Annotated in this window: 20 protein-coding genes; 12 read left to right on the forward strand and 8 right to left on the reverse strand. The window is 61.0% G+C overall.

All coding sequences use genetic code 11. The features are described 5' to 3' along the window. Window positions 1–132: 132 nt before the first annotated feature. Entirely contained in the window at window positions 133–618 is a 486-nt protein-coding gene (locus BT125_RS20500; RefSeq protein WP_072409730.1) for a GNAT family N-acetyltransferase, read from the reverse strand. Between the two features lie 139 nt (window positions 619–757). On the opposite strand from BT125_RS20500, the gene BT125_RS20505 reads away from it, so the two are divergent. The 4 genes from BT125_RS20505 (at window position 758) to BT125_RS20515 (ending at window position 3,007) form a co-directional block, all read left to right on the forward strand. Continuing rightward, window positions 758–1,192 carry a YybH family protein gene (locus tag BT125_RS20505; protein ID WP_072409732.1) on the forward strand — a complete coding sequence of 145 codons (435 nt, stop codon included), beginning with the start codon at window positions 758–760 and terminating at the stop codon, window positions 1,190–1,192. 67 nt (window positions 1,193–1,259) lie between these two features. Then, complete coding sequence (locus tag BT125_RS20510; RefSeq protein ID WP_072409735.1) at window positions 1,260–1,604, forward strand: YciI family protein; 345 nt, start codon at window positions 1,260–1,262, stop codon at window positions 1,602–1,604. Between the two features lie 27 nt (window positions 1,605–1,631). Next, window positions 1,632–1,769: a hypothetical protein gene (locus BT125_RS29040; protein ID WP_256573807.1), complete on the forward strand. Its 138-nt coding sequence runs from the start codon at window positions 1,632–1,634 to the stop codon at window positions 1,767–1,769. After that, window positions 1,769–3,007, forward strand: a complete 1,239-nt coding sequence (locus BT125_RS20515; RefSeq protein ID WP_072409737.1) for an RNA polymerase sigma factor — start codon at window positions 1,769–1,771, stop codon at window positions 3,005–3,007. The genes BT125_RS29040 and BT125_RS20515 overlap by 1 nt, the downstream gene beginning before the upstream one ends. Window positions 3,008–3,299: 292 nt before the next feature. Here BT125_RS20515 and BT125_RS20520 read toward each other — a convergent pair whose 3' ends face one another. The 4 genes from BT125_RS20520 to BT125_RS20535 all read right to left on the reverse strand — a co-directional run bounded on the left by BT125_RS20520 (window position 3,300) and on the right by BT125_RS20535 (window position 8,622). Next, window positions 3,300–4,643 carry an imelysin family protein gene (locus tag BT125_RS20520; protein WP_072409739.1) on the reverse strand — a complete coding sequence of 448 codons (1,344 nt, stop codon included), beginning with the start codon at window positions 4,641–4,643 and terminating at the stop codon, window positions 3,300–3,302. Between the two features lie 258 nt (window positions 4,644–4,901). Continuing rightward, complete coding sequence (locus BT125_RS20525; protein WP_072409741.1) at window positions 4,902–6,953, reverse strand: putative bifunctional diguanylate cyclase/phosphodiesterase; 2,052 nt, start codon at window positions 6,951–6,953, stop codon at window positions 4,902–4,904. A gap of 294 nt (window positions 6,954–7,247) precedes the next feature. Next, window positions 7,248–7,844 (reverse strand): superoxide dismutase, encoded by a 597-nt coding sequence (locus BT125_RS20530; RefSeq protein ID WP_003198616.1) that lies wholly within the window; start codon window positions 7,842–7,844, stop codon window positions 7,248–7,250. 175 nt (window positions 7,845–8,019) lie between these two features. Beyond that, complete coding sequence (locus BT125_RS20535; protein WP_072409743.1) at window positions 8,020–8,622, reverse strand: LysE/ArgO family amino acid transporter; 603 nt, start codon at window positions 8,620–8,622, stop codon at window positions 8,020–8,022. A 97-nt stretch (window positions 8,623–8,719) separates the two neighbouring features. On the opposite strand from BT125_RS20535, the gene BT125_RS20540 reads away from it, so the two are divergent. From BT125_RS20540 to BT125_RS20555, 4 genes are all read left to right on the forward strand, one after another. After that, entirely contained in the window at window positions 8,720–9,628 is a 909-nt protein-coding gene (locus tag BT125_RS20540; RefSeq protein ID WP_060738833.1) for a LysR family transcriptional regulator ArgP, read from the forward strand. A gap of 43 nt (window positions 9,629–9,671) precedes the next feature. Further along, the gene (locus BT125_RS20545; protein ID WP_072409745.1) at window positions 9,672–10,664 is read left to right on the forward strand and encodes an NAD-dependent epimerase/dehydratase family protein; all 993 of its coding nucleotides are present in this window, start codon (window positions 9,672–9,674) and stop codon (window positions 10,662–10,664) included. Between the two features lie 106 nt (window positions 10,665–10,770). Beyond that, window positions 10,771–11,646: an ATPase gene (locus BT125_RS20550; protein ID WP_072409747.1), complete on the forward strand. Its 876-nt coding sequence runs from the start codon at window positions 10,771–10,773 to the stop codon at window positions 11,644–11,646. 229 nt (window positions 11,647–11,875) lie between these two features. Then, window positions 11,876–12,718, forward strand: coding sequence for a cache domain-containing protein (locus BT125_RS20555; RefSeq protein WP_072409749.1), 843 nt, complete (start codon window positions 11,876–11,878; stop codon window positions 12,716–12,718). 276 nt (window positions 12,719–12,994) lie between these two features. On the opposite strand, the gene rapA is transcribed toward BT125_RS20555, so the two are convergent. Further along, window positions 12,995–15,841 (reverse strand): RNA polymerase-associated protein RapA, encoded by a 2,847-nt coding sequence (gene rapA / locus BT125_RS20560; protein WP_072409751.1) that lies wholly within the window; start codon window positions 15,839–15,841, stop codon window positions 12,995–12,997. A gap of 230 nt (window positions 15,842–16,071) precedes the next feature. On the opposite strand from rapA, the gene BT125_RS20565 reads away from it, so the two are divergent. From BT125_RS20565 to ccoM, 3 genes are all read left to right on the forward strand, one after another. Beyond that, the gene (locus BT125_RS20565; protein ID WP_072409753.1) at window positions 16,072–16,413 is read left to right on the forward strand and encodes an aspartate-semialdehyde dehydrogenase; all 342 of its coding nucleotides are present in this window, start codon (window positions 16,072–16,074) and stop codon (window positions 16,411–16,413) included. A 94-nt stretch (window positions 16,414–16,507) separates the two neighbouring features. Then, the gene (locus BT125_RS29480) at window positions 16,508–16,669 is read left to right on the forward strand and encodes a hypothetical protein (protein ID WP_003184513.1); all 162 of its coding nucleotides are present in this window, start codon (window positions 16,508–16,510) and stop codon (window positions 16,667–16,669) included. A 144-nt stretch (window positions 16,670–16,813) separates the two neighbouring features. Further along, complete coding sequence (gene ccoM / locus BT125_RS29860; RefSeq protein ID WP_025212288.1) at window positions 16,814–16,930, forward strand: cytochrome c oxidase subunit CcoM; 117 nt, start codon at window positions 16,814–16,816, stop codon at window positions 16,928–16,930. Window positions 16,931–17,182: 252 nt separating this feature from the next. On the opposite strand, the gene BT125_RS20570 is transcribed toward ccoM, so the two are convergent. Beyond that, window positions 17,183–18,658, reverse strand: a complete 1,476-nt coding sequence (locus BT125_RS20570) for an inorganic phosphate transporter (RefSeq protein ID WP_072409755.1) — start codon at window positions 18,656–18,658, stop codon at window positions 17,183–17,185. Between the two features lie 363 nt (window positions 18,659–19,021). Then, on the reverse strand, window positions 19,022–19,222 hold the full coding sequence (locus BT125_RS20575; protein ID WP_003184509.1) for a hypothetical protein: 201 nt from the start codon (window positions 19,220–19,222) through the stop codon (window positions 19,022–19,024). Between the two features lie 575 nt (window positions 19,223–19,797). On the opposite strand from BT125_RS20575, the gene pcaR reads away from it, so the two are divergent. Then, window positions 19,798–20,640 carry a pca regulon transcriptional regulator PcaR gene (gene pcaR / locus BT125_RS20580; RefSeq protein ID WP_072409756.1) on the forward strand — a complete coding sequence of 281 codons (843 nt, stop codon included), beginning with the start codon at window positions 19,798–19,800 and terminating at the stop codon, window positions 20,638–20,640. The last annotated feature ends 55 nt before the right edge of the window (window positions 20,641–20,695 follow it).

The following is a 20,695-nucleotide window of genomic DNA, read 5'->3' on the forward strand; positions in this document are numbered from 1 at the left end:
TTGCGGGTCCCCTGTGGGAGCGAGCTTGCTTGCGATAGCGTCAGGCCAGCCACTTTGATGTTGACTGAAACACCGCTATCGCCAGCAAGCTCGCTTCCACATTCAGTGCCTATCGATCGTTGATTCTGTTTGTCAGAACACCAACCCCATCCGCCGCTCATAACCGATGCGGCCCTTGTAGGCTTCGCCACTGTCGACCCAGCCCAGGCGGGCGTACAGGCCAATGGCCGAGACATTATCGGGGTCGACCGAGAGCTCCAGTCCGTGGATATCCGGCCAGGCGGCTCGTGCCACGGCGGGCAGCGCCTGCAGGCAGGCTTTGCCATACCCTTTGCCCTGGGCCCGGTGGTCGACTTGCAAGGCATGCAGGGTGGCGCTGTGTTCGTTGGCCCAGGCGGGCAGTACCGGCGGGCGCTTGAGCAGCAGGAAGGCCACCGGCACCTCCCCAGCCAATAGCGCAAAGCCTTTTACCCCCGGGCCGGGCCGGGACAGCAGCATGTGCAGGGCGCCATGGATATCGCCGGCGAACTTGATCTGTTCGGGGTGGAGTTCGATGGCGCTGACTTGGTCGCGTTGCAGCGCGGTCAGGTCTTCGTAGGGGACGAGTTGAGCGGTCACAGAAACGTCCAATGTTTGCCGGCAGAATAGGACTTGGATTCTAGCGAATTTTTTCTTTGAATTATTTTGTTGGATTGTCGATTCGCTGTTTCTCCAAACGACAAAAGGTGTCTTCAACAAAAAAATGCGGAGAATCACCATGAATACGCAAGCCACTGAAACCGAAATCCAGGCCCTGATCGACACCTATCGTCAAGCCGTCATGGCCAAGGACGTCGAAAAAGTCATGGCGCTCTATGACGAGAACATTGTCTCGTTCGATGCCATCCAGGCCCTGCAATTCAAGGGCAAGACCGCTTACCGGGCCCATTGGCAAGCCTGCATGGAAATGTGCCCCGGCCCGCATAAGTTCGACTTTCATCAGGTCAAGATTACTCCGGCCGACAACATCGCCTTCGCCCACTGGCTGGCCTATTGCGGTGGTACCAACGAAAAAGGCGAGGAACAGGCCTGCTGGATGCGTGTGACGGCCTGCTACCAGCGTGTAGCGGGACAATGGCGGATCGTCCATGAACATTGGTCCGCTCCGTTCGACCCGATGGCCGGGACGGCGCTGTTCGACCTGCAGCCCTGATCGTCGGTTTTTTCACCGGGTGTCATCCTGCCGTCCATAGTTGATCAGTCCGAACACGGAGCCTTCCATGAAGTACCTATGCCTGGTGTATAGCAACGAACACACGCTGCACAACTCGCCTGACAGCCCGGAGGACGCCGAATGCATGGCCTATGCCGAATCGATCCAGGGCAGTGGGCGCATGCTGGCCGCTGAAGCCCTGGAGTCGGTACAGACCGCCACCACGGTACGCATGCGTGGCGGCAAGCTGTCGATCACTGACGGCCCGTTCGCCGAAACCAAGGAGCAACTGGCGGGCTTCTACCTGATCGACGCCAAGGACCTCAACGAAGCCATCCAGGTCGCCGGCAATATCCCGGCGGCCCGGGTCGGCTGCGTTGAAGTGCGACCGATACGCCAACTGAACCCCTGAACAACAATCCCAAACAGGATTTCATTCATGAACTTCACAGCTGCCTCTTACGCGTTGTCCATCAGCCGGGTAATCGATCGCCAGGCACAGGAAGCCATGGGTTTACAAGAGGGTTGGGGCCAGGGCCGGCTTGAGACGCTGCTTATCCAAGGCATGCCCGACTAATGTCGGTCGAAACGGTCAAGGCGCGGGTCGAGCAGGTTTATCGGCAAGACTCGCGGCGGATCCTGGCGACGCTGATTCGCCTGCTGGGTGACTTCGATCTGGCGGAAGAGGCCCTGCACGAGGCCTTTTTCATCGCGGTCGAACGCTGGCAGCGCGACGGTGTACCGGACAACCCGCGGGCGTGGTTGGTGTCTGCCGGGCGCTTCAAGGCCATCGACAGTTTGCGCCGGCGTGCGCGTTTCGCCGCGTCCCAACCGATGTTGATCGCCCAACTCGAGGCGCTGGAGCAGGATCCATGGAGTGACGAAGACGTGGAAGACGATCGCCTGCGGCTGATTTTTACCTGTTGCCACCCGGCCCTGGCGGCGGATGCCCAGGTGCCCCTGACGCTGCGGGAAGTCTGCGACCTGACTACCGAACAAATCGCCCGGGCGTTCCTCGCCGCCCCGGCGGCCATTGCCCAGCGCATCGTGCGGGCCAAGGCGAAAATCCGCGATGCCAGGATCCCCTATCAAGTGCCGTCCCGTGCGGAACTGCCGGAGCGACTGGACAGCGTTCTGCGGGTGATCTACCTGGTGTTCAACGAAGGGTATTCGGCGTCGATGGGGGCCGAGCTGACTCGCGAAGACCTGACGCGCGAAGCCATCCGTCTCGGGCGTCTGCTGATGGAGTTGCTGCCCGAAGCCGAGGTCATGGGGTTGCTGGCATTGATGCTGCTGCACGAATCCCGGCGACCGGCGCGAACGTCGTCAACCGGTGAACTGATTCTGCTGGATGAGCAGGCGCGATCCTTATGGGATGCCGAGCTGATCGCCGAGGGCTGTGCGTTGGTGGAAGCCGCGCTGAAAACCCGACGGTTCGGGCCGTACTGCCTGCAAGCGGCGATTGCGGCGGTGCATGCCGAAGCGCCGACCGCCGAGCAGACCGATTGGCCACAGATCGTCGGGCTTTATGATGTGCTGCTGCGGGCCGTGCCGTCGCCGGTGATCGAACTCAACCGCGCCGCCGCCCTGGCCAAGCGCGACGGACCACAGGAAGGGCTGCGCCTGGTTGACGGGATACTCGCCAGGGGGGATCTGGCGGACTATCACTTGGCACACTCTGCGCGGGCGGAGTTCTGTCGGCAGTTGGGGCAGGTGGACGAGGCGAGGGCCGCGTACCGACGCGCGCTCGAACTGACGCAGCAACTGCCGGAACGGCGGTTTATCGAGGGGCGGCTTGCCGGGTTGCAGCCATGAACCACAGTGACGCCCCTTGTGGGAGCGAGCTTGCTCGCGATAGCGGTAGACCAGACACATCAAATGTCGACTGATATGCCCCCATCGCGAGCAAGCTCGCTCCCACAAGTATGGTGATGACTGATCTCGCATTTTCGAAACACCAGAAACCCCTGTGGGAGCGAGCTTGCTCGCGATAGCGGTAGACCAGCCAACATCAATATCGACTGATAGACCCCTATCGCGAGCAAGCTCGCTCCCACAGGTTTTGTGGTTTGGCTGGCTGCGTTAACCCTCGGCTAGCCGGCGTTGATCAGAACTCGTGATCAGCGTTGTCCGGGTTCAGGTCGCTGATGCCCAGCTTGCCCGCAGCCTGCTCGATCGAACCGGTCTGCTTGACCAGCGCGGCGATGGCGTCGCGCACGATCTGGTTACCGGCAGTGTTGCCGGCGGCGATCAACTGGTCGTAGTGCTCACCCTTGTTGGCGTGATCGACCATGACCTGGATCTTGGCCTCGGTGTCGGCCAGGTCGGCCTTGAGCGCGGTGTCCGCGGCCGGATCAGCCTTGGCGACCAGGGACGACAGGCTGGCGCCGCTCATCTTGGTGCCGTCGACACGGGTGTATTCGCCCAGGTACACGTTACGCACGCCCTTGGCATCGTAGAAATGCGAGTTGTGGGTGTTGTCGCTGAAGCAATCCTGTTCGTCTTCCGGCGAATTGGCCTCCAGGGACACCTTCATGCGCTCGCCCGCCAGTTCACCCAGGGACAAGCTGCCCATGCCGAACAGCATCTTGCGCAGGCCGCTTTCGGCCGGCTCGGCTTCCAGGGTGGCGCGGTAGTTGTCGGCCACGTTCGGCTTCCAGTTGCCGACCATTTCCTGCAGGTCATTGACCAGCAGTTGGGTCACGGACTTGAGGTAGGCACGACGACGGTCGTTATGGCCGCCAGTGGCGCCGGCGCCTTCCAGGTAATCCGAAGCGGGGCGATTGCCTGCGCCCGGGCCGGTGCCGTTGAGGTCCTGGCCCCACAGCAGGAATTCGATGGCGTGGTAGCCGGTGGCGACGTTGGCCTCGGAACCGCCCAGCTCGTTCAGGCTGGCGAGTTTCTCCGGGGTGATGTCCTTGACGTCGACCTTGTCTTCGCCAACCTGGACTTCGGTATTGGCGATGATGTTGGCGGTGGCGCCCGGGTTACCCAAGGCGTGCTCGTAGGACTTGTCGACGTAGTCGATCAGGCCTTCGTCCAGGGGCCAGGCATTCACCTGGCCTTCCCAGTCGTCGATGATGGTGTTGCCGAAGCGGAACACTTCGCTTTGCAGGTATGGCACGCGTGCGGCGATCCAGGCAGCCTTGGCGGCTTTCAAGGTATCGGCGTTCGGCTTGGCCAGGAACGCGTCGACGGCGGTTTGCAGGGTCTTCGCAGTGGATTCGGCATCGCTGTAGACGGCATAGACGATGTCGGCATAGTGCGCGACAACGGCCTTGGCGGCAGCTTCGTCGACTTTGCCGGCGGCAGCAGGGGCGACCGGTGCCGAGGTGCTGGCGGCCGGCGTTGGCGCTTGCGGCGCGGCGGCCTTGTCTTTGCCTTCGCCGCAACCGGCGAGGGAAATAGCGATGGCCAGCAGACTGGCGGTAGCCAGGGGCATACGAATCATGGCGAACATCCTGCTTCGGTGATGGATGGGACAGGCGCGAGGGTGCGCAAAAACTGCGACATAATGCGAAAGATTTGCATTATGTGTAAAGGGTTATGGTTGTAAATATTTCTTATTTAATGAAGGGGTCGGCAGCGTCTGTAGGAGCCGCCTGGCGAAGCGAGGCTGTGATCTTTCCACTGCCAATTGAATCTGAAGCGAAAGATCAAAGATCGCAGGCTTCGCCAGCTCCTACAGGAACGTGGCAGAAGGGAGGAATCAGAGGATGGATACCTTGCTGCGCTCGGCCTGCTTCAGGTAAAGGCCCAATTCCCGCGCCGGCAGTGGTTTGCTGTAGTAGTACCCCTGACCTTCGTGGCAGCCCTCGGCGATGATGTAGGCTTCCTGCTCGACCGTCTCGACGCCCTCGGCAATGACCTGCATCCCCAGGCTCTTGCCCAATTGGATGATGGCCCGGACGATGGTTGCGTCATCTTCGTCGTCGAGCAGGTCCTGGACGAAGCTCTTGTCGATCTTGATCTTGTCCAGTGGCAGGCTCTTGAGGTAGCTCAGGGACGAATAGCCGGTGCCGAAGTCATCGATGGCAATCAGCGCCCCGGAGCGACGCAGGCTCAGCAGGTGCTGGGCCGCGGTGGTGATGTCTTCCATCAGGCCGGTCTCGGTGACTTCCAGCTCCAGGCTGCGCGGCGGCAGCCGGTATATCTGCAGGAGATTGTTCACCACCCGTGGCAGTTCGGCGTGGTGCAGTTGCACGGTCGAGAGGTTGACCGCCATGCGCAGGTCGAGGAAACCCTGGTCGTGCCATTCGCGCAATTGTCTGCACGCCTGGTCCAGCACCCATTCACCGATGGCGATGATGGTGCCGTTCTGCTCGGCCAGGGGAATGAACAGGTCCGGCGGCACCAGGCCGTGCTCGGGATGATGCCAGCGGATCAGGGCTTCAGTGCCCACCACCCGCAGGTCGCGGTAGCTGATCTGTGGTTGGTACACCAAGGTGAACTGCTCGCGGACCAGGGCCTCGCGCAGGTCTTTTTCCAGCTCGCGGCGGCGGCGCATCTCGCTGTCGACGCTGGCAATGTAGAACTGGTAGCGATTGCGCGAGCGGCTCTTGGCCAGGGTCATGGTCTGCTCGGCTTTCTGCAACAGTTTCTCGGTGCTGTCGCCGTCCTCGGGAAAAAGGGTGATGCCGATGGTGGCCCGCAGGCGAATTTGCTGATCGTCAATGGCGAACGGCGCTTCCAGGTCATCGAGGATGCTCTGGGCCAATTCGGCGGCCTCGTAAGGCTGTTCGATGTCGGCCTGGACCAGGGCGAACTGGTCGCCCCCCAGCCGTGCCAGCGCGCCGAGCCGCCCACTGTGGGCCCGCAGTCGATCGGCCAGGGCCAGCAGCAACTGATCGCCGGTCTGATAGCTGAACTGTTCGTTGATGCCCTTGAAATCATCCAGCCCTACACACAACACCGCCACCCGGCGTTGCAGGCGTCCGGCGTCCACCAGGATCTTGTCCAATTGTTGTTGAAGTTGCTGGCGGTTGGGCAGACCGGTGAGAAAGTCGTACTGGGCCATTCGCAGCAGGCTGTTTTCCGCTTCGTGACGCAGGTGCGTGTTGCGCTCGATGGATTCGAGCAATTGGTTGGCCGTATTGATCCACAGGCCCAGTTCGTTTTGCTCGTGGCCGCGCAACTGCGGGATCTTGTGGGCGCTGGGGCGATCGGGATTGATTTCGGTCAGGTGCTCGATGATCCGCGACAACGGCTTGGTCAGCAGCCAGTGATAGACCAGGTACAGCACCAGGCCCATGGCCAGGGCCCGCAGCATCCCGGAGATGAAGATGATCACCGAACTGACGATGAACCCCTCGCCGTAGGTGGCCGTGTCGAGGGTAATGCTCAGGTCGCCGTAGTATTCGCTATAGGGGCCACGTCCCACCAGTTGCGTGGTGAAGGTGCGCTCCTTGCCCAGGATCAGGTCGGTCAGCCAGCGGCTTTCGGAGTGCTGCAAGGGGCGGGCTTTTTCGGCGAGCATGGTTTCGCGGGGATGGCCAATGGAAGCCATGCGCACGGCCTGGTCCTGGAACAGGCCTTCGATCACTTGCATGCCCATTTCCCGGTCCAGACTGTAGACGGCCTGGGTCGATGGATCGCGGAACATGTCGAGGATACGTTGGGCGTCACTGGCGACGGCCTGGTTGGTTTTGTAGGCATCGAACACGATCTGGGCGCAGCTCAAGACCATGCCAACGATCAATGCCGAGAGGAGCACGACCCGGAGCAACTTCACAGACAAGCTGTTCTTGAGTTCCAGCTTCAAAGAGTGGTTCCTTGTTCCGTGCGGGTAGCGTCAAGTTGCCATGAGTATTGGCAATCCTGTGATGTCAGTCAAAGGGACAATCAAACACAAGGGTTTTCGCTTGAAACCTGGCCGATGTACGTTTTTTCCAGAGTGATTGCTCTACGACCATTGTGTCGGTTGAAAGGCGCCGCAACTTGAGGCCTGTCGGGATTTTTTCTTGGGTTTCAGACACGAGGTATTCGGCTTGCGATCAACTTTGTCGCGCAAAAAAAACCCGGCACGGCGCCGGGTTTCCTTTGTCTGTCCTCGAGCTTAGGCAGTGAAGGCTTTGCCTTCGAACTGCTCGGCGACGAACTTCCAGTTGACCAGGTTCCAGAACGCTTCGACGTATTTCGGACGAACGTTGCGGTAGTCAATGTAGTAGGCGTGTTCCCACACGTCGCAGGTCAGCAGCGGGGTGTCGCCGCTGGTCAGCGGGTTGCCGGCGCCGATGGTGCTGGCCAGGGCCAGGGAACCGTCAGCCTTTTTCACCAGCCAGCCCCAGCCGGAACCGAAGGTGCCGATGGACGTCTTGCTGAATTCTTCCTTGAACTTGTCGAACGAACCGAATGCCTTGTTGATGGCTTCAGCCAGGGCGCCGGTTGGTTGACCGCCGGCGTTTGGCGCCAGGCAGTTCCAGTAGAAGGTGTGGTTCCAGACCTGAGCGGCGTTGTTGAAGATACCGCCCGAGGAAGTCTTGACGATTTCTTCCAGGGTCTTGCCTTCGAACTCGGTGCCAGGCACCAGGTTGTTCAGGTTCACGACGTAGGTGTTGTGGTGCTTGTCGTGGTGGTATTCCAGAGTCTCTTTGGAGATGTGCGGCTGCAGTGCATCGTGTGGATAGGGCAGCGGCGGCAATTCGAAAGCCATGGTGATTCTCCTAATCAGGTCAGTTGCGGTGAGCGCAAGGCCGATCACGGGCGGCCAGACTAGCGCCGGGGAGTTTGTACTCTTTGCGGCGCAGGAGTCGGATCATAGCACCGGGGGTGCGGCATAACCACGCAACAACTGTGTGGAATAGAGGTTCCAGAGCGGTTTGGAATAATCAGCCGGCGACAATCAATTGCATCGCCACGGTAAACATCATCACCGCCACCAACAGGTCCAGGATTCGCCAAGTGCTTGGACGGGCCAACCAGGGGGCCAGCCATGCGGCACCGATGGCCAGGGTGAGGAACCACAGCAGCGAAGCACTGGCCGCGCCTACCACATAGGCGCCGGGCACGCTCTGCTGGGCACCGAGGGAGCCGATCAACAGCACGGTGTCGAGGTAGACGTGGGGGTTGAGTAGCGTCACCGCCAGCGCGCTGAGCAACACGGCCCGCAGCGAGCGCACTGCCTGGTTCTCATCCTGTTGCAGACTCTGCTTCGAACAGGCCCGGCGCAAGGCCAGGCTGCCGTACCAGAGCAGGAACGCCGCGCCGCCCCAGCGGGCAATCGACAGCAGTAACGGACTCTGGGCCAGCAAGGTCGCCAAGCCGAACACCCCGGCGGCGACCAACAGGGCATCGCAGGCGATGCACAGCGCCGCGACCGGCAAGTGGTGCTCGCGGCGCAGGCTCTGGGCCAGCACGAATGCGTTCTGGGCGCCGATGGCCATGATCAGCCCGAGGGCCACCAAGAGCCCGTTCACATAGCTTTGCCACATCGTTTTATCCCCGGTCAGTTGATGAATTGCTGGTCATTCTCCTGTGGCGAGTTGTATAAGAAAAACCAATATTGCTGATTGCTCATTAGGGAAACTGATGTTCGATTACAAATTGCTCTCTGCCCTGGCCGCCGTGGTCGAGCAGGCCGGTTTCGAGCGCGCGGCCCAAGTGCTGGGTTTGTCGCAATCGGCTATTTCCCAACGGATCAAACTGCTGGAGGCGCGTGTCGGGCAGCCCGTTCTGGTGCGTGCCACACCGCCAGCACCCACGGAAATCGGCCGTCGGTTGCTCAACCACGTGCAACAGGTGCGGTTGCTTGAGCGCGATCTGCAGAGCCTGGTGCCGGCGTTGGATGAAGAGGGGCTGCCGGAGCGTTTGCGCATCGCCTTGAACGCCGACAGCCTGGCAACCTGGTGGGCCGCTGCCGTGGGAGATTTCTGCGCTGACCATCACCTGTTGCTCGACCTGGTGGTAGAAGACCAGACCGTGGGCCTCAAGCGCATGCGCGCCGGTGAAGTGGCGGCCTGTGTCTGCGCCAGCGAACGCCCGGTGGCGGGGGCTCGCAGCGTGCTGTTGGGGGCGATGCGCTACCGGGCGTTGGCCAGCCCGGCCTTCATCGCCCGGCACTTTCCCGACGGCGTGCGGGCCGATCAACTGGCTCGTACGCCGGCATTGGTATTCGGCCCGGATGATTTCCTGCAGCATCGCTACCTTGCGTCCGTGGGTGTGGAGGGCGGTTTCGAGCATCATTTATGCCCCTCGTCCGAAGGTTTCATCCGCCTTGCTGAGGTGGGGCTGGGCTGGGGGCTGGTGCCGGAGCTGCAAGTGCGCGAACAGCTGGAGCGAGGCGTGCTGGTGGAATTGTTGGCAGATAAACCGATCGATGTGCCGCTGTACTGGCATCATTGGCGCAATGGTGGGCAGTTGCTCGGCTTATTGACTGAGCGATTGATCGCAGCGGCAAGCAGCACGCTGCAAGCGGTAAGTGAAAAGCGCTTGGCTTGAACCTTGTGGCTTGTAGCTCGAATCTGGATTTTTAGGAGCATGCATGAAGATTTTGGTCACCGGCGCAAGCGGCTTCATTGGCGGGCGCTTTGCGCGTTTCGCCCTGGAGCAGGGCCTGGATGTACGGGTCAACGGTCGCCGGGCCGAGAGTGTGGAACACCTTGTGCGTCGCGGTGCGCAGTTCGTCCAAGGCGATCTGAACGATCCTCTGCTGGCCCGCGACCTGTGCCTGGATGTCGAGGCCGTGGTGCATTGCGCCGGCTCCGTGGGGCTGTGGGGCCGCTACCAGGATTTCCACCAGGGTAATGTCCAAGTCACGGAAAATGTCGTCGAGGCCTGTCTCAAGCAGAAGGTGCGCCGCCTGGTTCATTTGTCCTCGCCGTCCATTTACTTCGACGGCCGTGACCATCTCGGGTTGACCGAAGAACAGGTGCCCAAGCGCTTCAAGCACCCTTACGCCGCCACCAAGTACCTGGCCGAGCAGAAAGTCTTCGGCGCCCAGGAGTTCGGCCTCGAAGTGCTGGCCCTGCGCCCGCGTTTCGTGACCGGTGCCGGTGACATGAGCATTTTTCCGCGCCTGCTGAAAATGCAGCGCAAGGGACGACTGGCCATTATCGGCAACGGGTTGAACAAGGTGGACTTCACCAGCGTGCAGAACCTCAACGAAGCGTTGCTCAGCAGTCTGCTGGCCACCGATTCAGCCTTGGGCAAGGCCTACAACATCAGCAATGGGGCACCGGTCCCGCTGTGGGATGTGGTCAATTATGTGATGCGCCAGATGGAAGTCCCACAGGTCCGACGTTATCGTTCCTACGGCTTGGCTTACAGCGTCGCGGCCCTGAATGAAGGCTTCTGCAAGTTGTGGCCAGGTCGTCCCGAGCCGACGCTGTCGCGCCTGGGCATGCAGGTCATGAACAAAAATTTCACCTTGGATATCAGTCGCGCCCGGCATTATCTCGATTACGATCCGCAGGTCAGCCTGTGGACCGCCCTCGATGAATTTTGCGCCTGGTGGGGTGTCCAAACAGCCCGCTGATCGGGCCATCATGAACCGAGCGCCAGGTTCGGGGTCAATCGGTGCGGCGGGCGAGAGGGTTATACTCGCCGCATCAAGCCATTATCGGTTTCCCAAAGGTCGAACCATGCCCATGCGTAACGATGCCAATGACGACTTCGACGATGTTCCGAGCCTGCGGATGCGGGCCGACATTCCCGATGACGATGATTTCATGCCCAGCCGCCAGCCTCACGTGCAAGCGCGCCCGGCGCCCATTGCCGCGGCCAAGGTCAAAGGGCCCAGCACCGGGCCGCTGTGGGCATTGGTAGGCGCGCTGCTGTGTGCATTCGGTTTCCTGGCCTGGTGGAGCTTCCAGCAGATTTCCCTGATGGAGCAGCAACTGGTGGCGACCCAGGAAAGCTTCGCCCGGATCAGTGAGGATGCGGCGGGGCGCTTGCAGGACATTTCCGGCAAGGTGGTCGCCGGGCAGTCCAACGTCATGAGCGACAGTGAAGCCTTGAAGCTGCAGATCAAACAGTTGGAGAACAAGTTGCAGGAACAGGGGCGGCAATTCGACGGCAAGCTGCAGGAGCAGTACAAACTACAGCAGGCCACGTTCGGTCCATCTGCCGACCTGGACAAGGAATTGGCCCAGCTCATCGCCCAGGCCTCGGAACAGCAGAACACCAACACGCAGTTGCAAGCGTCCAACAAGGAGCTCCAAGCCCAGGTCAAGGCGCTGGCGGCAGAAGTGACCGCCCTGAAGAGCCAGGGCGAGGGTGGTGCCCTGGATGCCCAGCTCAAGAGCATCGGTGCTGACATCACCGCCCTGAAAAGAGCCACTTCCAACTCTGCCATCGACCGTCTGGAGCAGGACGTGATCGTGCTCAAGAGCCAGCAGGACAAGGGCGGCAACACGGCCGAGTTCGACGCCTTCCGCGGCCAGGTCACCCGTAACATCAACACGTTGCAGGCGCAGATCCAGAACTTGCAGCAGCAACTGCGCGCTGGGGCTCAATAAGCCGTTTGTGCGCGCATCATTTCTGAATGTGCCGCCGCTATCGCGAGCAAGCTCGCTCCCACAGGGTCAGCACCCTCCAATGTGGGAGCGAGCTTGCTCGCGATGACGTCCTGTCAGTCAATATCAATACCACTGGCTCACCAGGCTCCCCAGCAATCCCCTGAATGCTCCAACATCACCCCGCGCCGTCTACGCTCTTGAAACACCAACAAGAACGAGGGGCGCACGCATGGGTTTTTTTCACAGGATGGCCTGGCTGGGTGCAATGCTCATGCTGGGGCTGGCTCAGGCCCAGGCGGCCACTGCGGATGATGGCCAGGCGGCCCGGGCACTGCTGGAGAAGGCCTTGGCCTATTACCACGACAACGGCGACAAAGCCTTTGCCGCCTTCAGCCGCCAAGGGGAATTCGTCGACAAGGATCGCTACGTGTTCGTGGTGGATACCCAAGGTGTGATGCTCGCCAGTGGCGGGCCGTCCTCGGCGTTGATCGGGCGGGACGTGTCCGAGGTGCTGGGGCCGGATTTGCGCAAAGCCTTCGAGGACGCCTTGAAAACCCCCGAGGCCAGTGGCATCCAGCAAGCCGAGTACCGTTGGCAGAACTGGGCGGACGGCAAGGTCGAGCGCAAGCATGTGTACTTCCAGCGTGTCGGCGAGCGAATCCTGGCTGTCGGCTACTACCTGCCCCGGGCTTCCGCCGAACAGGCCAGGACGTTGCTGGACAAGGCCTCGAATGACCTGCTGAAAAACGAGAAGGCCACGCTGACGGCGGTCAATTCCCTCAAGGGCGGTTACCTGCAGGATGACTTGTATGTCTTTGTCGTCGACCTCGATACCCGGCGCTATGTCGGCCATGGCACCAATTTGCGCTTGATCAACACCGACTTCGCCAAGGTCAAGGACCCGGATGGCAAACCGGTGGGCGAGCCGATCCTGGCGTTGATTGGGAAACAGAGCGAGGGAGAGTACGAGTACCGCTGGAAGAATCCGGTGACCGGCAAGGTCGAGGATAAACACGCGTACCTGAAGAAGGTCGGGCATTTCCTGGTGGCGGTGGGGTATTACAGTCCTTGAGGTCAAGGCCAAGGCCAAGGCCAAGGCCAAGGCTGGGGCTGGGGCTGATAGGGCATTGTGGCGAGGGGATTTATCCCCGTTGGGCTGCGCAGCAGCTCCAGAATCCACCATGCGCCGCGATTGTCAGTTGAAATGCAGAGGGTTGCTGTGCAACCCAGCGGGGATAAATCCCCTCGCCACGTTGACCGTGTTCCCAGTCCAACATCTCTGTGTTCGGCAGGTTTGCACAAAAAAGGCCCGCATCGCTGCGGGCCTTTTTTCGGACTACTGCTGCAATCAGCCCGCTACCAGCACCCGAATCGCCTCCAGGCGCAACGCCGCCTTCTCAAGCATCGCCAAGCCTTGCTCGCGCTGTTGGCGCAGGGCCACCAGCTCGCTGTCGCGCACGGTCGGGTTGACCGCTTGCAGGGCGGTCAGGCGGGCCAGTTCCTCGTCGGTATCGGCGGCCAGGCGGCGTTGGGCCTCGGCCACGCGTTCGGCGTGACGCGGGGCGATCTTCTCTTCGCCGGCATTGATTCGCGGCGTGAGCTGGTCGCGCTGGGCCTGGATGAACTTGTTGGCGCTGGCACGGGGCACGCTTTCGAGTTGGTCGTTCAGGGTTTCGAACGAGACCCGGGCGGCCAAGTCGTTGCCGTTGGCGTCCAGCAGGCAGCGCAGGGCGGCCGGCGGCAGGTAGCGGCCCAGTTGCAGCGAGCGCGGGGCGACCACTTCACTGACGTAGAGCAGCTCCAGCAACACGGTGCCGGGCTTGAGGGCCTTGTTCTTGATCAGCGCCACGGCGGTGTTGCCCATGGAGCCGGACAGCACCAGGTCCATGCCGCCCTGCACCATCGGGTGCTCCCAGGTGATGAACTGCATGTCTTCGCGCGACAGCGCCTGGTTGCGGTCGTAGGTGATGGTCACGCCTTCGTCGTCGCCCAGTGGGAAGCTGGCGTCGAGCATCTTTTCGCTCGGCTTGAGGATCAGCGCGTTTTCCGAATGGTCCTCGCTGTCGATACCAAAGGCGTCGAACAGGGTTTCCATGTAGATCGGCAGGGCGAACTGGTCGTCTTGCTCGAGAATGGCCTCCACCAGCGCATCGCCTTCACCGGCGCCTCCGGAGTTGAGCTCCAGCAAACGGTCGCGACCGGTATGTAGCTCGGCTTCCAGGCGCTCGCGTTCGGCGCGGGCCTCGTCGATCAGCGCTTGCCACTGGCCATCGTCGGCTTCTTCCAGCAAGGGCAGCAGGCGCGGGCCGAACTGGTGCTGCAAGGCGTTGCCGGTCGGGCAGGTGTTGAGGAACGCATTCAGGGCTTCGTGATACCACTGGAACAGCCGCGCTTGTGGGCTGGTTTCCAGATAAGGCACATGCAGCTCGATGATGTGCTTCTGGCCGATCCGGTCCAGACGGCCGATACGCTGCTCCAGCAGGTCCGGGTGCGCCGGCAGATCGAACAGCACCAGATGATGGGCGAACTGGAAGTTGCGGCCTTCACTGCCGATTTCCGAGCAGATCAGCACTTGGGCACCAAACTCTTCGTCGGCGAAATAGGCCGCCGCGCGGTCGCGTTCCAGGATGTTCATGCCTTCGTGGAACACCGTGGCCGGGATGCCGGAGCGCACGCGCAGGGCATCTTCCAGGTCCATGGCGGTTTCGGCGTGGGCACAAATCACCAGCACCTTGGTGCGTTTGAGCATCTTCAGGGTGTCGATCAGCCACTCGACCCGCGGGTCGAAACGCCACCAGCGCTCCTCCTCACTGGCGTCCGGTTGGGCCTGGAAGCTGACTTCCGGGTACAGCTCGGCGTGATCGCCCAACGGCAATTCGAGGTATTCGTCAGGGCAAGGCAATGGGTAGGCGTGCAGCTTGCGCTCGGGGAAGCCCTGCACGGCGGCGCGGGTGTTGCGAAACAGCACGCGGCCGGTGCCGTGACGGTCCAGCAGTTCGCGCACCAGGCGGGCGCTGGCTTCGACATCGCCATCATTGACGGCGGTCAGCAAGGCTTCGCCTTCGTTCCCCAGGAAACCCTGGATAGTCTTGTGGGCTTCGGGCGAGAGGCGGCCTTTGTCCAGCAACTCCTGCACGGCTTCGGCCACCGGGCGATAGTTTTCGCTCTCGGCGCGGAAGGCCTTGAGGTCATGGAAACGGTTCGGGTCCAGCAGGCGCAGGCGGGCGAAGTGGCTGTCCTGGCCCAGCTGTTCCGGGGTCGCGGTGAGCAGCAGCACGCCTGGGATGGTTTCGGCAAGCTGCTCGACCAGGGCGTATTGCGGGCTGACCTGATCTTCGTGCCACACCAGGTGATGGGCCTCGTCGACTACCATCAGGTCCCAGCCGGCGGCGAACAGCGCATCCTGGGCCTTTTCATCGTCCACCAGCCACTCCAGCGCCACCAAGGCCAGTTGGGTGTCTTCGAACGGGTTGCTGGCATCGCTTTCGATAAAACGTTCTTCGTCGAACAGTGCGACCTGCAGGTTGAAGCGCCGACGCATTTCCACCAGCCATTGATGCTGGAGGTTTTCCGGTACCAGGATCAGGACGCGGTTGGCGCGGCCGGACAGCAATTGACGGTGGATGACCAGGCCGGCTTCGATGGTCTTGCCCAGGCCCACTTCGTCGGCCAGCAACACCCGCGGCGCGATGCGGTCGGCCACTTCACGGGCAATGTGCAGTTGATGGGCAATCGGCTGGGCACGTACACCGCCCAGGCCCCAAAGCGAAGACTGCAACTGGCGGCTGGTGTGTTCCAGGGTGTGGTAGCGCAGGGAGAACCAGGCCAGTGGGTCGATCTGGCCGGCGAACAGACGGTCGCTGGCCAGGCGGAACTGGATGAAGTTCGACAGTTGAGTCTCGGGCAGGGTGACGACTTCGTTCTGCCCGTTGAGGCCGTGGTAGACCAGCAGGCCGTCGACGTCATCGACTTCGCGCACGGTCATTTTCCAGCCTTCGAAGTGAGTGATCACATCGCCCGGTGAAAACCGTACACGGGTAAGTGGCGCATTCCGTAGCGCGTACTGGCGAGTGTCGCCAGTGGCCGGATAGAGCACGGTCAACAAGCGGCCGTCCTGTGCCAGAACGGTGCCTAAACCCAGCTCGGCTTCGCTGTCACTGATCCAGCGTTGCCCCGGTTGATACTGCTGCGCCATGCTGCCTGACTCCCGCCTTGAAAAAGCCGGTTATCTTAACGGAAGGATCCTTCAGACCAAAGGATTTACGTACGCTGATTCATTACCAATGGCACGGAACTTACGCTTGCCCAGCGATCAAACAAGCTCGGCCCTGGTGAACGGTGCAATTGCCAACTGGGTCACAAGTTTCGGACCGGCGGTTCAAGCTGCCACTTTAGCCGCCGACAACCTGAAGACAGGAGAACTTTATGTTGCCACCCATGCTCCCTTTGAGCGCCGTACCCATCACCGCTCAACAGGATCCGGTTCGCCAGCGACCGGACATACCGCCCGTGGTCCCGGTGCAGCAAAGCTCCAACGAAAGCACCATTGACCTGCAAAAACGCGACCCGGAAGAGACCGCGCTGCTGTTGCGCGAGGAACAGCGTCGCCAGCAGGAGCGCGACCGTCGTCGCCGCGAGGCCGAGGAAGATCCAGAAGAACACCTCGCCGTACCGGGTACCGAACTCAACGCCGACAACACCGTGCCAGTGGTGCCGCTGATAGACGACGAGACGCGTCAGGGCCTGTGGGTCGATATCCAGATCTGATCCAGGCACCTGCCTGCACGCACGGGCTGGTCAACGCCGCCAACAGCCCGCATCATGGGCGCATCCGCAATTCACTGCACGATGCCCACACGCCATGAGCCAAGACGACAAGCTGATCGACCTCAGTGCCGAGCGCGCCAAGCGCGTTCACGACCTCAACGAAAAACGCCTCAATGAAGTCCGCCAGGCTTTCGAGCAGGCCATGCCGTTGGGTAAGCCCAAGAAAAAGCCGAAAAACAAACCGAAAAAGCGCTGAACCCCCTCGATCCATTGATGCAGATCAGTTATTTCCCCACCTTTGCGCCCCGTTGCGGGCGTTATTGACCCCGGTCAATTTTCATCCAGGCCTGATTGGTTACCTTGAACCCATCGCAACAGGGGCAAGACCAGGAGGCCAGTCATGTTTTTCGATAATGTGGTGTTTGCCGGGGTGTTGACGGTCGGCCTCATGTTCGTGTTTTTCGCAGGGTTCGGATTATTCATCTGGAAAGACGCACACAAGCGCAAGAAGCCGTAGGTCTTTCTGGTTACAACGAGCACGCAAGGCATTTTGGGCGACTTCGGTCGCCCTTTTTTTTGGCCAATTTTTGCTGTTTCAACGCAAAACAACTGTGGGAGCGAGCCTGCTCGCGATGAGGGCCTACAGCCGACATCGACGTTGGCTGATACACCGCTATCGCGAGCAAGCTCGCTCCCACAGGGTTGAGTGTTTTGGGCATAAAAAAGGTGCGAACCGTAAGGGTCGCACCTTTTTTGTGGGCCGCTGGAATCAGCTACCCAGGGCCTTCGATGCCAGCCAGAACAACCCGGCCGACAGCCCCACCGTCGCCGGCAGGGTCAACACCCAGGCCAGCAGGATGTTGCGCACGGTACCACCTTGCAGGCCGCTCTTGTTGGCGACCATGGTGCCGGCCACGCCCGAGGACAGGACGTGGGTGGTGGAAACCGGCAAGCTGAAGATGTTCGCCGCGCCGATCATGCACGCCGTGGTGATCTGGGCCGACATGCCTTGGGCATAGGTCATGCCTTGCTTGCCGATCTTCTCACCGATGGTCAGCACTACTCGCTTCCAGCCGACCATGGTGCCCAGGCCCAGCGCCAGTGCGACGGCCAGGATCACCCAGAACGGGGCGTATTCGGTGGTGGCGGTCAGGTCCTTGCGCAGCTTGTTCAGGTCGTCTTTCTCACGAGCTGCCAGGCCTGGCAACTTGCCAACCTTCTTCGCCGTGTCGTCCAGGCAAAGCAGGTAGCGACGAACCTCGATGCGTCGTTCCGACGGCAGCGAATGGTAGTCCGCCACGCCTTTGAGCGTATCGAGCAGGGCATTGATGGTCGGTTCGGTCTGCTGCGGATTGCAGCGGAATTTCTCCGGCAGATCGCCTTCCACGCTTTTGCCCAGCGCCAGGAATTCACCCAGGGACTCGTTGTTGCGTTGGTAGAACTGGCTCAGATGCAGCGTCGCGTCACGGGTCCGCTCGATCTGGTAGGTGGTGCTGCCCAGGTCGAGTACGAACTGCGCCGGCACGATACCGATCAGCACCAGCATGATCAGGCCGATGCCTTTCTGGCCATCGTTGGAGCCGTGGACAAAGCTGACGGCCATGGCCGAAATCACCAGTACCAGGCGATTCCAGAACGGCGGGTGCTTCTTGTCGTCGATCTGGCGGCGCTGTTCCGGTGTCTTATGCATCTTCGACAGCGGGCGCCACCATTTCAGGCCGATCAGCACCAAGGCGGCGATCAGGAAACCGGCCATGGGCGAGAACACCAGGGAGGCGCCGATATCGATCGCCTTCTGCCAGTTCACCCCGTCGGCCAACGGGATATCGTTGATCAGCGCGTTGGCCAGGCCCACGCCGAGGATCGAACCGATCAACGTGTGGGAACTGGACGCCGGGATACCGAAGTACCAGGTGCCCAGGTTCCAGGTGATGGCCGCTGCGAGCAGCGAAAACACCATGGCCAGTCCGTGTCCGGTGTTCACATTGATCAGCAGCTCCACGGGCAGCAGGTGAACGATGGCGTACGCCACCCCCACGCCGCCCAGCAGCACACCGAGGAAATTGAACACACCGGAAAAGAACACCGCCAGGTGAGGCGGCATGGCTTTGGTGTAGATAACAGTGGCAACCGCGTTAGCGGTGTCATGAAAGCCGTTGATGAACTCGAAGGCGAGGACAAAAGCCAGGGCGAGCAAGAGGCTCACAAGCACCCAAGCATCCAGTCCGCTGAATAAATCGATCATGAAGGTTTTCTGACCCGGTCATAAGGGGGCGCGATTATGCCAGAAAACCTCGGTAATCGATGCATTGCCTGCTCATCGGTAACATTCTTCAACGAAATAATTTGTAGGAAAGCCTCACGCGCGAGGTTTTCCGCGGGGTGCGTAACCCCTTGATTCAGGGGCGCAAAGCACATCCGCGCAGGATCGCCGCCCGCTGTAGGACGCCTCGAGTAATTGTATGAAATATCTGAAGAAGTCGGCCATGACCCTTCCCGATTGTCGGACGGGGAGCGGATGGCGGCCCGCTCATGGCGGGCGTGCGCTATGGCTTCCGGCCAGGGTGGCGGCCGGATACCTCTTCACAAGAACATCGGGCCCGGAGCGTCACTGCTCTTCGGCTTTGAGTTCTTTTTCCATTTTCTGAAGTTCCTGGGTGAAGGCCTGGTCCTGAACGGTGGCGCGCTTACGCCAGGGTTTGCGTTCCGGTTCAGGTTGCGCGGCGTAGGTGGTGACTTCCCCGCCGTAAACTTCCTTGTAACGTTGTTCCTGGCGCTCAAGTTCCGCGCGCAGTTCGTCTTTCGTCACAGTTTTACCTAAATTAAATGAAGTTGAATCTGGTGATACGCACTGCATGTGGACATGCAGACGGCCACGGCACCAGAGCTGACAGCTGACGTAGCATCAGAGCTTCGCGTTGTTGCCAAACAGGGGAAGCGACCATGAAGGTGCTTCGGGCACCAGGGTCGCGACCACGATGCCTGCGTATGGGAACGGTCGATTGGCCGTACCGCCGCTGTTTTGCATTATAGCGGCCCAAGCGAATAACACTATCGGGAAAAAGTAAAAGGCGTTGTTGTTGTGTGAACTCATGTTTGTATGTGCAACTTGTACTGCCGCTCGCAGAAGATACCGGCTAGTGCCGCTATCCCGATGCCGTTCCTGCCGACTAGTTCAATATTGCTAACGTTGTCACGTCAAACCGTGTGTTGTTTTTCCGCAAACTTACTATCGATCGCGTCCGCGGCAGTCCGCTATTGGACGCCTGGCCTGATTGCGATTATCGGTCGACGGTTCGATAATCGAACAATCTTGGCCGGCGGCCCTTGCTTGCCCATCGGGCAGCCGCTTGAATAGCCGTCATTCCCGGGGAAGGATCAGACATGAACGACCAATTGCGCAATGCCTTCACTTCCGTAGCGCCACCGATCGTCGCCTCGCCGGCCAAGCGGATCCAGGCCCTGACCGGTGATCCCGATTTCATGACGTCCCTGGCCCGCGGGTTGGCGGTGGTCCAGGCCTTCCAAGAGCGCAAGCGGCACCTGACCATCGCCCAGATCAGCCACCGCACGGAAATCCCCCGCGCCGCTGTCAGACGTTGCCTGCATACCTTGATCAAGCTTGGCTACGCCACCACGGACGGACGCACCTATTCGCTGTTGCCCAAAGTGTTGACCCTCGGTCACGCCTATCTGTCCTCCACGCCCCTGGCCGTTTCTGCCCAGCCGTACCTGGATCGCATGAGCGAGCAACTGCACGAAGCCTGCAACATGGCCACGCTCGAAGGCGACGACATTCTCTACATCGCCCGCTCCGCCACCACCCAGCGCCTGATTTCGGTTGACCTGTCGGTGGGCGGGCGCCTGCCAGCCTATTGCACCTCGATGGGCAGGATTCTCCTGGCGGCCCTGGATGATGCGTCGCTGCGCGATTACCTCGACCACGCCGACCTGCAAGCCAAGACCAGCCGCACGTTGCACACCCCCCAAGCGTTGCTCGAGTGCCTGCAACAGGTGCGGCAGCAGGGCTGGTGCATCGTCGACCAGGAACTGGAACAGGGCCTGCGTTCGATTGCCGTGCCGGTGTACGACGCTTCCGGTCAAGTGGTGGCCGCGCTCAACGTCAGTACCCACGCCGGGCGGGTCAGTCGCAATGAGCTGGAGCAGCGCTTCCTGCCAGGCTTGCTGGGGGCCAGCCGCGACCTGAGCGCGCAACTGTTCACTTAAGCTGTTCGATAAACGCACACAGTCGGCGGCGATGAATTGACGGTATTTGCCTGGC

The organism is Pseudomonas sp. NFACC04-2, assembly GCF_900119265.1.
GTDB lineage: Bacteria > Pseudomonadota > Gammaproteobacteria > Pseudomonadales > Pseudomonadaceae > Aquipseudomonas > Aquipseudomonas fluorescens_AA.

Excerpts from the sequence above, each read along its gene's own strand:
- BT125_RS20555 (WP_072409749.1), top strand. The coding sequence starts at position 11,876 with ATGGGTTTTTTTCACAGGATGGCCTGGCTGGGTGCAATGCTCATGCTG.
- BT125_RS20570 (WP_072409755.1), bottom strand. The coding sequence starts at position 18,658 with ATGATCGATTTATTCAGCGGACTGGATGCTTGGGTGCTTGTGAGCCTC.
- BT125_RS20565 (WP_072409753.1), top strand. The coding sequence starts at position 16,072 with ATGTTGCCACCCATGCTCCCTTTGAGCGCCGTACCCATCACCGCTCAA.
- pcaR (WP_072409756.1), top strand. The coding sequence starts at position 19,798 with ATGAACGACCAATTGCGCAATGCCTTCACTTCCGTAGCGCCACCGATC.
- BT125_RS29480 (WP_003184513.1), top strand. The coding sequence starts at position 16,508 with ATGAGCCAAGACGACAAGCTGATCGACCTCAGTGCCGAGCGCGCCAAG.
- BT125_RS20535 (WP_072409743.1), bottom strand. The coding sequence starts at position 8,622 with ATGTGGCAAAGCTATGTGAACGGGCTCTTGGTGGCCCTCGGGCTGATC.
- BT125_RS20550 (WP_072409747.1), top strand. The coding sequence starts at position 10,771 with ATGCCCATGCGTAACGATGCCAATGACGACTTCGACGATGTTCCGAGC.
- ccoM (WP_025212288.1), top strand. The coding sequence starts at position 16,814 with ATGTTTTTCGATAATGTGGTGTTTGCCGGGGTGTTGACGGTCGGCCTC.
- rapA (WP_072409751.1), bottom strand. The coding sequence starts at position 15,841 with ATGGCGCAGCAGTATCAACCGGGGCAACGCTGGATCAGTGACAGCGAA.
- BT125_RS20510 (WP_072409735.1), top strand. The coding sequence starts at position 1,260 with ATGAAGTACCTATGCCTGGTGTATAGCAACGAACACACGCTGCACAAC.
- BT125_RS20515 (WP_072409737.1), top strand. The coding sequence starts at position 1,769 with ATGTCGGTCGAAACGGTCAAGGCGCGGGTCGAGCAGGTTTATCGGCAA.
- BT125_RS29040 (WP_256573807.1), top strand. The coding sequence starts at position 1,632 with ATGAACTTCACAGCTGCCTCTTACGCGTTGTCCATCAGCCGGGTAATC.
- BT125_RS20540 (WP_060738833.1), top strand. The coding sequence starts at position 8,720 with ATGTTCGATTACAAATTGCTCTCTGCCCTGGCCGCCGTGGTCGAGCAG.
- BT125_RS20530 (WP_003198616.1), bottom strand. The coding sequence starts at position 7,844 with ATGGCTTTCGAATTGCCGCCGCTGCCCTATCCACACGATGCACTGCAG.
- BT125_RS20505 (WP_072409732.1), top strand. The coding sequence starts at position 758 with ATGAATACGCAAGCCACTGAAACCGAAATCCAGGCCCTGATCGACACC.
- BT125_RS20520 (WP_072409739.1), bottom strand. The coding sequence starts at position 4,643 with ATGATTCGTATGCCCCTGGCTACCGCCAGTCTGCTGGCCATCGCTATT.
- BT125_RS20545 (WP_072409745.1), top strand. The coding sequence starts at position 9,672 with ATGAAGATTTTGGTCACCGGCGCAAGCGGCTTCATTGGCGGGCGCTTT.